The 10,986-nt window shown below is 57.5% G+C and carries 11 protein-coding genes; 10 read left to right on the top strand and 1 reads right to left on the bottom strand.

Annotated features, from left to right (window positions below; translation table 11 throughout):
* The first annotated feature begins 74 nt into the window (after positions 1-74).
* The 3 genes from IQ273_RS34995 (at position 75) to IQ273_RS24130 (ending at position 5,503) form a co-directional block, all read left to right on the top strand.
* Positions 75-1,874: a PTS fructose-like transporter subunit IIB gene (locus IQ273_RS34995; protein ID WP_194025696.1), complete on the top strand. Its 1,800-nt coding sequence runs from the start codon at positions 75-77 to the stop codon at positions 1,872-1,874.
* Between the two features lie 240 nt (positions 1,875-2,114).
* Positions 2,115-3,815 (top strand): SulP family inorganic anion transporter, encoded by a 1,701-nt coding sequence (locus IQ273_RS24135; protein ID WP_194025695.1) that lies wholly within the window; start codon positions 2,115-2,117, stop codon positions 3,813-3,815.
* Between the two features lie 281 nt (positions 3,816-4,096).
* The gene (locus IQ273_RS24130) at positions 4,097-5,503 is read left to right on the top strand and encodes a cation:proton antiporter (RefSeq protein WP_313898230.1); all 1,407 of its coding nucleotides are present in this window, start codon (positions 4,097-4,099) and stop codon (positions 5,501-5,503) included.
* Here the strand turns inward: IQ273_RS24130 and IQ273_RS34495 are convergent.
* Positions 5,500-5,634, bottom strand: coding sequence for a hypothetical protein (locus IQ273_RS34495; protein ID WP_255534670.1), 135 nt, complete (start codon positions 5,632-5,634; stop codon positions 5,500-5,502). The two genes, IQ273_RS24130 and IQ273_RS34495, sit on opposite strands and share 4 nt — an antisense overlap.
* Positions 5,635-5,934: 300 nt before the next feature.
* On the opposite strand from IQ273_RS34495, the gene IQ273_RS24125 reads away from it, so the two are divergent.
* The 7 genes from IQ273_RS24125 (at position 5,935) to IQ273_RS24095 (ending at position 10,907) form a co-directional block, all read left to right on the top strand.
* Positions 5,935-6,270 carry a cation:proton antiporter subunit C gene (locus IQ273_RS24125; RefSeq protein WP_194025693.1) on the top strand — a complete coding sequence of 112 codons (336 nt, stop codon included), beginning with the start codon at positions 5,935-5,937 and terminating at the stop codon, positions 6,268-6,270.
* Positions 6,267-7,745, top strand: a complete 1,479-nt coding sequence (locus IQ273_RS24120) for a cation:proton antiporter (RefSeq protein ID WP_194025692.1) — start codon at positions 6,267-6,269, stop codon at positions 7,743-7,745. Before IQ273_RS24125 ends, IQ273_RS24120 begins: the two co-directional genes overlap by 4 nt.
* Positions 7,733-9,178, top strand: coding sequence for a cation:proton antiporter (locus tag IQ273_RS24115; RefSeq protein WP_313898229.1), 1,446 nt, complete (start codon positions 7,733-7,735; stop codon positions 9,176-9,178). The genes IQ273_RS24120 and IQ273_RS24115 overlap by 13 nt, the downstream gene beginning before the upstream one ends.
* The gene (locus IQ273_RS24110) at positions 9,175-9,564 is read left to right on the top strand and encodes a cation:proton antiporter (protein ID WP_194025691.1); all 390 of its coding nucleotides are present in this window, start codon (positions 9,175-9,177) and stop codon (positions 9,562-9,564) included. Before IQ273_RS24115 ends, IQ273_RS24110 begins: the two co-directional genes overlap by 4 nt.
* Positions 9,561-9,821, top strand: coding sequence for a hypothetical protein (locus IQ273_RS24105; RefSeq protein WP_194025690.1), 261 nt, complete (start codon positions 9,561-9,563; stop codon positions 9,819-9,821). The genes IQ273_RS24110 and IQ273_RS24105 overlap by 4 nt, the downstream gene beginning before the upstream one ends.
* Positions 9,822-10,009: 188 nt before the next feature.
* Positions 10,010-10,315, top strand: coding sequence for a monovalent cation/H(+) antiporter subunit G (locus IQ273_RS24100; RefSeq protein ID WP_194025689.1), 306 nt, complete (start codon positions 10,010-10,012; stop codon positions 10,313-10,315).
* A gap of 4 nt (positions 10,316-10,319) precedes the next feature.
* Positions 10,320-10,907: a DUF4040 domain-containing protein gene (locus tag IQ273_RS24095; RefSeq protein WP_194025697.1), complete on the top strand. Its 588-nt coding sequence runs from the start codon at positions 10,320-10,322 to the stop codon at positions 10,905-10,907.
* Positions 10,908-10,986: the final 79 nt, after the last annotated feature.

Raw genomic sequence — 10,986 nt, 5'->3', positions numbered from 1 at the left:
CCCTTACCCATCCACCCTCCTACCCATCCACTCATCCACCCTCCTACCTACCCACCCTTCTACCCAAACTGATCATGACCAAAATTGTTGCCGTTACCGCTAGCGTGTCTAGCGCCGCCCATGCCCAGATGGCGGCAGAAGCCCTCAAACGCACTGCCCAGGTTCTGGGCCACGAGATTGCGACCGAGGCCCAGGGCGGGGCTGTGGTCACGGCCCTTCACCCCGACGACATTCAGCAGGCCGATGTGGTAATTGTGGGGGCCGACGAGGCGGTGGAGCGCGATCGCTTCACAGGCAAACCCGTCTACGCCGTCTCCACCAGCGAGGCCATTCGCAATACCGAAATGGTGATTCAGAGCGCTGTGGCTCTAGTCGGGCACGCCCCTAACCTAGGGCCTATTAAGACTACACCTCATCCCCACGACCCGCTGCCGGAAGATGCTGCTGTTTTCACCCCAGAGGCAGTCCCGGCACCCAAATTCTTCGTGGGCATTACCTCCTGCCCCACGGGCATTGCCCATACCTTTATGGCAGCCGAGGCTCTCAAGCAGGGAGCCACCAAGCTGGGCCACGACATTAAGGTCGAAACCCAGGGCTCAGTTGGTTCCCAAAATACACTGACCGATGAAGAAATCGCCCGCGCCGATGCGGTGATCATCGCCGCCGACACCCATGTGGACCTGTCGCGCTTTGGTAGCAAGCGGCTGTACGAAACCTCCACCAAGGCCGCCATTCACAGCGGCACCGATGTGGTAACGGCGGCCTTGGATGCACCTGTGGCCGGAGGCGGCAGTAGCGGAACAGGCAGCTACGTTGACGAGGTGAAGCGGGCCAAGGCCGAGCGCTCTGAAAGTCGCTCTGGCCCCTACAAACACCTGCTGACCGGGGTGAGCTACATGCTGCCGGTGATTGTGGCGGGCGGGCTGATCATTGCCCTGTCATTTGTGTTTGGCATTAACCCCGAAGAGGGCACGTTTGGGGCGGCGCTAATGGCAATCGGTGGCGGCGCAGCGTTTACGCTGATTGTGCCGGTGCTGTCGGGCTTTATTGCCTTTTCCATCGCCGATCGCCCCGGTTTGGCCCCCGGCCTGATCGGCGGCATGCTGGCGGCGAATTTGAACATGGGCTTTCTGGGCGGCATTCTCTCCGGCTTTCTGGCGGGCTATGTGGCCAAGTTTGTGCGCGACAAGGTCAACCTGCCCACCAACTTTGAAGGTCTCAAGCCCGTGCTGGTGATTCCGCTGCTGGCCACGCTGATCGTGGGTCTGCTGCTGGTCTATGTGTTTGGCGGCCCGGTGCGGTTCATTATGGAGGGGCTAACCGGCTACCTCGAAGGGCTGAGCGGCACCAACGCCATTCTGCTGGGGCTGATCTTGGGCGCGATGATGGCAGTCGATATGGGCGGCCCGGTCAACAAAGCGGCTTATACCTTTGCGGTGGGTCTGCTCGCCACCAACCTTTACGCCCCCATGGCAGCGGTGATGGCGGCAGGCATGACCCCACCCCTGGGCCTGGCTTTAGCTACTTTTATCTCTAAAAAGCACTTTAACCAGGCGGAGCAGGAGGCGGGCAAGGTGGCCTCGGTGCTGGGCATCTCCTTTATTACTGAAGGGGCAATTCCCTTTGCCGCCAACGACCCCCTGCGAATTTTGCCCGCCTGCATTGCGGGGTCGGCAGTGACCGGGGCGCTGTCGATGGCCTTTGGCTGCACTCTGCGGGCTCCCCACGGTGGTGTATTTGTGCTGGCCATACCCAACGCGGTAGAGAATGTGGGGCTCTATATAGTTGCGATCGCAGTCGGCACGCTGATCACTGCTCTGGCCACCGTACAGCTCAAGCACTGGTTCCCGAAGAAAAAGGCCGCAGCCGCTTAATCACTCACGGCCATAACCGCAGAGGCGAGAGCCAGGGAGCAGATGGAGAGTCATCCATACCCCTGGCTCTCGCTGTAGCCACCAAAGCTCTAACGAATCCTTGTCTATTTGATTAGAAAAACCAATTGCTCACTGATTGGGTTTTTTGAAGCAGAAGTGATACAGTTTTTCCATAGAGTTTTCTCGATGACAAAGTTTTTTTCATTTACACAAGTCAATAAAGGAGCGTAGGTGCTGGCGATGGGCATCACGAATCGAATTAACTTCCGCAATGTGCGCGGAGACATCTTTGGAGGTGTCACCGCTGCGGTCATTGCACTGCCAATGGCCCTGGCCTTTGGTGTCGCCTCGGGGGCTGGAGCCGCCTCTGGTCTCTACGGGGCCGTCATTATTGGTTTCTTTGCGGCGCTGTTTGGGGGCACGCCGACGCTAATTTCAGAGCCGACCGGGCCGATGACGGTGGTGTTTACCGCCGTCATCGCTCAGCTCTTTGCCGCAGACCCCGATAACGGTATGGCCATGGCCTTTACCGTGGTCATGCTGGCCGGGTTTTTTCAAATTATCTTTGGCCTGCTCAAGCTGGGCCGTTACGTCACCCTGATGCCCTACCCGGTGATTTCGGGTTTCATGTCGGGCATCGGGGTCATTCTAATCATTCTGCAACTGGGGCCATTTTTGGGCCACGCCAGCCCCAAGGGTGGGGTGGTCGGCACCCTCACCAGCCTGCCCCAGATGGTGAGCACCCTCGACCCGGCGGAGGTCGCTCTGGGTGCCTTTGCCCTGGCGGTGCTGTTTCTCATGCCCAAGCGGTTTAGCCGCTGGGTGCCGCCCCAGCTGCTGGTGCTGGTCGCCGGTACCCTGCTAGCCCTGACAATATTTGCTGGGGCCGATCTGCGGCTGATTGGTGAGATTCCCACCGGGTTGCCAGAGTTGCGGCTGCCCATGTTCAGCGCCGATCAGCTGCGGGTCATGCTGGTGGATGGTCTGGTCTTGGGGATGCTGGGCTGTATTGACGCCCTGCTGACAGCGATGATTGCCGACAGCATTACCCGCACCCAGCACGACTCCAACAAAGAACTGATTGGTCAGGGCATTGGCAACATGATGTCGGGCCTGTTTGGGGGTATGCCCGGTGCTGGTGCCACCATGGGTACGGTCGTAAACATTCAGGCTGGGGGCCGTACGGCTCTATCGGGTCTGGTACGAGCGGGCATTTTGCTGGTGGTGGTGCTGTGGGCCGCGCCCTTGACCAAAGCGATTCCCCTGGCGGTGCTGGCCGGGATTGCGGTCAAGGTTGGTTTCGACATTCTCGACTGGAGCTTTTTGAAGCGAGCCCACCAGGTCTCGTGGAAGGGTACCGCCATCATGTATGGCGTCATGTTCCTGACGGTATTTGTCGACCTGATTGTGGCGGTTGGCGTCGGTGTCTTTATTGCCAACGTGCTCACCATCGAGCGCCTCAGCAAGCTTCAGTCTGACCAGGTGAAGGCGATTACCGACTTTGACGAAGACCTACCCCTAACGGACGAAGACAAGGCGCTGATGGATCAGGCCAATGGTCGAGTGCTGATGTTTCACCTCAGCGGCCCGATGATCTTTGGCGTCGCCCGGGCGATTTCCCAAGAGCATACGGCGATGGATGCCCACGATGTCTTGATTATCGATTTGCAGGATGTGCCCCACCTGGGGGTAACGGCGGCCCTGGCCCTAGAGAATGCTATTCAGGATGCCAGCGACGACAATCGGCCCGTGGTTTTGGCCGGAGCGCGGGGCAAGACCCTGAAGCGGCTCGAAAAGCTGGGAGCACTGCGGTTTGTGCCCTCTGAACACCTGGCAGAAACCCGCACCGATGCTCTGAAGACGGCGCTGCGCATCCTGGCCACTAAAGATGGCGTAGAGCCGCCCCGCATTGCGGTTGAGCCGGGTACGGCAACGCTGTAAAAGCATCAGATTCTGGTGTAGATCGCCTAGATAAGGATGGTGGGCCTCAGGGTGAACTAGCCCCTCCTGACTGCAATACACCGGAGTCTGCTCTTTGGTTTTCTGTTCAGTGCTGAAAGGCTACCTGCTGACGTTGGCAGGTGTTTCTCTGGTGCTGGCTTGGTGAGTTCTGCTGGGGAGTTATGGAATTTTCTTGAGAGCTTGGTGGGCAGTGCCTACCCTACCAAAGTTTTTGCATTCCTAATTTTTGTTGATTCAGAGCATAGGAGGTATCAATGCTAATGTCTGACGCTGTTTCTGCACTTTCCTGGCTACCGTGGCCAGACTCTCCTTTAGTTGCGCCTTTGCTAGCGGCCACTCCAGAGGCTGATACTGGACCGATGGTACTGGCTGGGGTGCTGCTGAGCCTGGTGGTGATTTATGTGGCCAGTAAGCTGGGGGGTGAGCTGTCTAAGCTGCTCGATCTGCCGCCGGTACTGGGCGAGTTGGTGGCCGGTGTGGTAGTCGGCGTGTCGGCCCTGCACCTGATTATGTTTCCCGAAACGGGGGCGGTGGCGACAGACTCTCAGCTGATGGGGCTGTTGCAGTGGCTGGGCGGGCTCACTCCTGAGGCGGTGACCGAGGTGTTTCGCAGCCAGAGCGAGGTGATCTCGGTGCTGGCCGAACTCGGTGTAATTATTCTGCTGTTTGAGATTGGTCTGGAGTCTGACCTGCGAGAATTGCAAAAGGTGGGCTACCAGGCGGCGATCGTGGCGGTGGTCGGGGTGGTGGCCCCCTTTGCGCTGGGTACAGTGGGGCTGATGATGCTGTTCCACGTGCCGACGATTCCGGCGATTTTTGCGGGGGCGGCACTGACGGCGACCAGCATTGGCATTACCTCAAAGGTGCTGTCGGAGATTGGCCAGCTCAAGTCGGCAGAGGGGCAGATTATCGTCGGTGCGGCGGTGATTGACGATGTGCTGGGCATTATCGTGCTGGCGGTGGTGGCCAGTCTGGCCAAGACCGGCGAAGTGGATGTGATCAATGTGGTGTATCTGATTATCAGCGCCACGGGGTTTCTGCTGGGGGCAATTTTCTTAGGCAAGTTTTTTAATACGTCGTTTGTGGCGATCGCAGACAAGCTGCAAACTCGCGGCAATCTGGTGATTCCGGCGATTACTTTTGCCTTTGTGATGGCCTTTTTGGCCAATATCATTCACCTGGAGGCGATTTTGGGGGCGTTTGCGGCGGGCCTGGTGCTGGATGAAACCGACAAGCGCAAAGAGCTTGATCGCCAGATTATGCCCATTGCCGACATTTTGGTGCCGATCTTCTTTGTTACGGTGGGGGCCAAGGCCGATTTGGGGGTGTTGAACCCGGCGGTGGCAGCCAACCGGGAAGGGCTGGTGATTGCGGTGTTTTTGCTGGCGGTAGCGATCGTGGGCAAGGTGATTACGGGCTGGACGGCCTTTGGTCAGCCGCTGAATAAACTGGCGATTGGTATTGGTATGGTGCCGCGCGGTGAGGTGGGGCTGGTGTTTGCGGGCATTGGTTCGGCCAGCGGGGTGCTGTCTAAGCCTTTGGAGGCGGCGATTATCATCATGGTGATTGCGACGACGTTTTTGGCTCCGCCGTTTTTGCGGATTGCGTTTAAGGGCAGTGAGGCGATCGCGGAGGCTGTTCCTGAACCGGCTGATGTGGCGTCTTAGGCGGTTTCTGAGAGAGAAGATCCTCGCTTTGAGCTAGCGATCGCAGCCACTGTAGGGTGGGCACTGCCCACCACGATTAGGTTGATTCTGTAGTTGGTTTTGCGGCGCACAGCGGTTGACGTAGGGTGCATTCGCGAAGCAATGCACCGTGCAGAGACTACGCTATTTTCCCGAAATCACCCCCGTCTTTGGTCAGGTTGATTATGTAGTTGGTTGTGCGGCGCACAGTTGGGGGCAATAGCCAGATCTGCTGCTGGGGCCAATTCGCTGGCCCCAGACCCCCATCGAGAAGGACGTTCCGTCGTCCTTCACCTCACGGAAAGGACAAGCTGATCATCGGTTTAAACCTATGTTCTGCAAACGAGCCTTTTAACCTCTGCAATTAGCCTCAACACCATCTACCCATCCACCCGCTTACCCATCCACCCAAAATGCTCTACGCCTGTGTTTACGCCACTATCTTGCTGGGTTTCTTTGGCATTTTGCTGAAGGAAAATTTGGTGATGAAAATTATCGCGATGGATGTGATGAGCACTGGGGTGATTGCCCTGTTTGTGCTGGTGGCGGCTAAGGGTGGGGTGTATACCCCTATCCTGGCGGCTGGTACAGCGGGAAACTATGCTGACCCGGTGCCTCAGGCGGTGATCTTGACGGCGATCGTGATTGGCTTTTCGATTCAGGCGCTGATGCTGGTGGCGGTGATGAAGCTGGCTCGCGACAACCCCACGCTGGAGACCCGCGCTATTGAGGAGGAGTACCGGCCATGACCCTCTGGACTGTACTGTGGATTGCCCTGCCGTTTTTGGTAGCGTTTAGCCTGTACCTGCTGCCTCAGGGCGATCGCTCGTCAAGGTCAATTTTTGACTACCGGGTTTTAGCGCTGGGGGTGACGCTGCTGTCGCTGGCCTACGCCATCACGCTGTTTTTCCAGCCTGCCCCCCTGGCCTTGCCCCTGCTGGATAGCTTCGGCGTTTCGCTGCTGGCAGACAATTTGAGCGCCTTTTTCATTCTCACCAACACCCTGGTGGTGGCGGCGGTCATTCTCTACTGCTGGGGCACGGATAAGGCCAAGTTTTTCTACACTCAGGTGATCATTCTCCACGGCAGCATCAATGCAGTGTTTATCTGTGCCGATTTGATCAGCCTCTACGTGGCGCTGGAGGTGATTGGCATTGCGGCATTTTTGCTGATTGCCCATCCGCGTACCAACCGCAGCCTGTGGGTGGCTCTGCGCTACCTATTTATCAGCAACACCGCCATGCTGTTTTATCTGATCGGGGCGGTGCTGGTCTACCAAACCCAGCAGTCCTTTGCCTTTACGGGGCTACGTGGGGCTTCGGCAGAAGCTCAAACCCTGATCTTTTTGGGTCTGTTGGTGAAGGGGGGCATTTTTGTCTCGGGGCTGTGGCTGCCTCAAACCCACTCTGAAGCCGAAAGCCCGGTCTCGGCCTTACTGTCGGGGGTGGTGGTGAAGGCGGGGGTGTTTCCCCTGGTGCGCTTTGCCCTGATGGTCGAAACTCTGGACCCGGCGGTGCGATTGTTTGGCGTGGGGGCGGCGGTGCTGGGAGTGATCTACGCCCTGGTCGAAACCGATACCAAACGGGTTTTGGCCTGTAGCACCCTATCTCAGGTGGGCTGGATATTGGCAATTCCTGAGGCGGCGGGGTTCTATGCCCTGGCCCACGGGCTGGGTAAGGCGGCGCTGTTTTTGGTGGTGGGCAAGCTGCCCAGCCGTAGCCTGCCGGTGCTGAGGCAGCAGCCCATCGACACCGCCTACTGGGTTCCCATGACTATAGGCAGTCTGTCTATCTCGGGGTTTCCATTCTTGGCCGGGTTTAGCGCTAAGATGCTCACCCTCAAGCAGGGCCTGCCCTGGCAGGTGGCGGTGCTCAATGGTGCCGCTGTCGGCACGGCTATTCTCTACGCCAAGTTTGTCTTTTTGCCCCATCGCCCTACCGCTAAAGCCGATCGATGGGCGGCCCAGCCCGGCCTGTGGATGGCGCTGACGCTGCTGTTGGGCGGTCTGCTGCTGGCCAACCTTGGCTATCTCGACGCCTATGCCCCTGGCAATGTAGTCAAGGCCCTGACCATTATTGGGTTGGGCTGTCTGATTCACTGGCTGGTGCTCCAGCGGATTGGTCTGGTTCTCCCCCGGGTCATGGAACGGTTTGACCACCTGGTGGGGAGTATGAGTTTGGTGTTGGTGGTGCTGTTTTGGATCACGTGGTCATGGATAGCATGATGTTAGTCATGACAATGGTGTGGCTGACCCTGCCGTTTTTTGTCGGGTTTAGCATTTACCTGCTGCCCCAGAGCGATCGCATTCTTGCTCTGCTCGTCACTCTGGTGTCGATGGCCTTCGCCATGGTGCTGTTTGGGCAGCCTGCTCCTCTGAGTTGGCAACTGCTCGACAGCTTTGGCGTCACGCTGATGGCCGATAGCCTGAGCGCCTTTTTCATTCTCACCAATGCTCTGGTGACGGCGGCTGTAATTCTCTACTGCTGGTACAGAGGCAAGACCACCTTTTTCTATATCCAGGCGATCATTCTCCACGGCAGCGTCAATGCGGCGTTTATCTGCGCCGATTTGATCAGCCTCTACGTGGCGCTGGAGGTGATCGGCATTGCCACGTTTTTGCTGATTGCCTATCCGCGCAGCGATCGCAGCCTGTGGGTAGCCCTGCGCTACCTGTTCGTCAGCAATACGGCCATGCTGTTCTACCTGATGGGGGCCGCGCTGATTTACCAAACTCACCAGTCCTTTGCCTTTACGGCCCTAGAAGGTGCCCCGACCGAGGCCGTGGCCCTGCTGTTTGTGGGGCTGCTGACCAAGGGCGGCATTTTTGTCTCGGGGCTGTGGCTACCCCTTACTCACTCAGAGTCCGAGACCCCGGTTTCGGCCATGATGTCGGGGGTGGTGGTCAAGGCGGGAGTGTTTCCGCTGGTGCGTCTGGCCCTCATGCTGGAGGATATTGACCCGATCGTGCGCGTTTTTGGGGCCGGTACCGCTCTGCTGGGGGTCGCCTACGCCATGTTTGAAAAAGACACCAAGCGCATGCTGGCCTTTCACACGGTGTCGCAGATGGGGTTTGTGCTAGCGGCCCCCGAGGTGGGCGGTTTTTATGCCCTCACCCACGGTCTGGTCAAAGCCGCCCTGTTTTTGACCGCAGGCGCGTTACCCAGCCGCAGTTTCAAAGAACTGCACGATCAGCCCATTCACACACCGATTTGGATTGCCCTGGTAATTGCCAGCTTTTCGATTTCCGGCTTTCCGCTGCTGTCGGGCTTTGGGGCCAAGGTGTTGACGATGAAAAATTTACTGCCCTGGCAGGTCATTGCTATGAATATGGCCGCCCTGGGTACAGCGATTTCCTTTGCTAAGTTCATTTTCTTGCCCCACAGCCCCGTCAAAGCGCAAGCGGTTAAGCGAGGGTTTTGGCCGGCGGTGCTGCTGTTGCTAGCGGGGCTGGTGGTGGCCAATGTGGCCTACTACGACGCCTACAGTCTGGCCAATATCGCTAAACCGTTGGCCATTATTGCCCTGGGCTGGCTAGTTTACCTTCTCATTATTCAACGGATGGTGGTGAAGCTGCCCCGGGTATTAGAAGAGTTTGAACATTTGATTGGGGTGATGAGTGTGATGCTGATGGTTTTGTTTGGCATGGTGCTGGCATGACGGGATATTTAAACATAATTTTGCGGTTGACCATCTGGTTTTTGCTCACCGCTGACCTAAGCTGGGCCAACATTGTGATTGGGGTGGGCGTGACTATTTTGCTGCCCCGAGGGGTCACGAATGTAGGTCTGCTCAAAGACTGGCTGCGTACCCTGGGGGAGGTAGCGGTGGCGATTCCCCAGGCCTATAAAGAAGCTTTTGAAATCATGCTTTACCCCCACCGCGAAGAAACCGTTGTTTTGGAGCGGGTTAAGCCTCGGCGCACCCCCAGCCTGATTTTTCTAGACATTTTTCTGATTACCTTTACGCCTAAAACCATCGTGCAGCGCTATCACAGTCGGGGCTGGTACGAAGTTCACTATATTCAGCGGAGGGAGACCCCATGACTCTGGTGCTGATTGCCATGATTGGGGCGCTGCTAATACCGATGGTTGAAGCGCTTCAGGATGAGGATATCTGGCAGCGCATGCTCGCTTTTGCCAGTATTTCTACTAAAACCTCGGTGATCATTCTGGTCATTGCCGTTCTGCAAGACGACTGGATGATCGGCGTGGTGGGGGTGCTAATTCTCAGCGTGGGCAATGCGGCTCTGATGCTGCTGGCCCAAATTATTAAACGAGTTAATGACGTAATGGATGGGTGAAGCGAGAGATAGTTATGGTGTTGTTCTCTAGAGTGAAATGAAGTTCAGCATGGCATCGATCTCCCCAGTTTTTGCGATGAAAATACCGTTTTTATCCCCCTTAACAAGAGGGGCAGGGATAACCCTCTGGGAACAGTTTATGAGTATGGAAAACGTTTTATATAGGAAGTCTTAGTGGAGGATTTAACATGATCAATATTCTCAGCTATACATGCATTATTCTCGGCCTGGTGTTTTGGTATTGGGGCACCTGGCCCCTGCTGGGTCGGCGATCGGTGCTGTACAAGCTGCACGGGCTATCGGTGGCCGATACCCTGGGGTCGATGGCGATCGTGGTGGGCTTGCTGCTGCGCATTCCCCACGAGTGGCCGCTGCTGGTGCTGGCGCTGATCTCGCTGTCGATCTGGAATACGGTGCTGGGCTACGTGCTGGCCTACTGCGTTACCGATGACGGTACTCATGACGTTGGGCAGGAGGTGGGTCATGGCGGATAGCCCGATTATGAGCAGCTATGCCTACGCGATTATGCTGCTGCTGCCGCTGTCGGCGGCGATGGTGATTTTTCAGTCGAACCCCTACCAGGCGTTGATTATGCGGGGCATTTTGGGGGCGATCGCAGCCCTGGTCTACGCCATGCTGGGCGGCGCTGATGTGGCGCTGACCGAGGCCCTGGTGGGGACGATGCTGGCCATTACCCTCTACGTGGTGGCGGTGCGATCGTCGCTGGTGATGCGGCTGGGAGTGCTGGAGGGCGAGGGCGCAAAGAACAACTTGCAGTGGCAGCCCATGCTCGACTACCTGCGGGCCATGCTAAAGCGCTACCAGCTGCGGCTAGAGCTGGTGCCCTACGCCGATGACCAGGCCCTGCACCAGGCCCTGGCTGCCAAAGAGGTGCACGGCATCTGCCTGATGGATAGACCTGAACCAAACGCCGAGGAAGTAGCCCCCCACATTTTGGTGCGGGTGCGGCGGCTGGCGGAAATTTTTGCGACTGAGCTACCAGAGGCGATCGCAGAGGCCAAGCTCTACCGCGACGACGATCTCGCCCCCATACCCCACACCCCAACCCTAATGGAGGAACACTAATGATCTGGGTTTACCTGACGGCAGGGGTACTCTTTTTTCTCAAGATGCTGATTTTGCCCGACCCAGCGACGGCTAGCGC

Source organism: Nodosilinea sp. LEGE 07298, from assembly GCF_015207265.1.
GTDB lineage: Bacteria > Cyanobacteriota > Cyanobacteriia > Phormidesmidales > Phormidesmidaceae > Nodosilinea.
Note: the sequence above shows the minus strand (reverse complement) of the source record. Positions and strands in the feature narration are given on the sequence as shown.

What these genes read in the sequence shown, in the direction of transcription:
- IQ273_RS24130 (WP_313898230.1), top strand. Translation starts at nt 4,097, where the DNA reads ATGTCTGACGCTGTTTCTGCACTTTCCTGGCTACCGTGGCCAGACTCT.
- IQ273_RS34995 (WP_194025696.1), top strand. Translation starts at nt 75, where the DNA reads ATGACCAAAATTGTTGCCGTTACCGCTAGCGTGTCTAGCGCCGCCCAT.
- IQ273_RS24135 (WP_194025695.1), top strand. Translation starts at nt 2,115, where the DNA reads ATGGGCATCACGAATCGAATTAACTTCCGCAATGTGCGCGGAGACATC.
- IQ273_RS34495 (WP_255534670.1), bottom strand. Translation starts at nt 5,634, where the DNA reads ATGCACCCTACGTCAACCGCTGTGCGCCGCAAAACCAACTACAGAATC.
- IQ273_RS24100 (WP_194025689.1), top strand. Translation starts at nt 10,010, where the DNA reads ATGATCAATATTCTCAGCTATACATGCATTATTCTCGGCCTGGTGTTT.
- IQ273_RS24110 (WP_194025691.1), top strand. Translation starts at nt 9,175, where the DNA reads ATGACGGGATATTTAAACATAATTTTGCGGTTGACCATCTGGTTTTTG.
- IQ273_RS24105 (WP_194025690.1), top strand. Translation starts at nt 9,561, where the DNA reads ATGACTCTGGTGCTGATTGCCATGATTGGGGCGCTGCTAATACCGATG.
- IQ273_RS24120 (WP_194025692.1), top strand. Translation starts at nt 6,267, where the DNA reads ATGACCCTCTGGACTGTACTGTGGATTGCCCTGCCGTTTTTGGTAGCG.
- IQ273_RS24125 (WP_194025693.1), top strand. Translation starts at nt 5,935, where the DNA reads ATGCTCTACGCCTGTGTTTACGCCACTATCTTGCTGGGTTTCTTTGGC.
- IQ273_RS24115 (WP_313898229.1), top strand. Translation starts at nt 7,733, where the DNA reads ATGGATAGCATGATGTTAGTCATGACAATGGTGTGGCTGACCCTGCCG.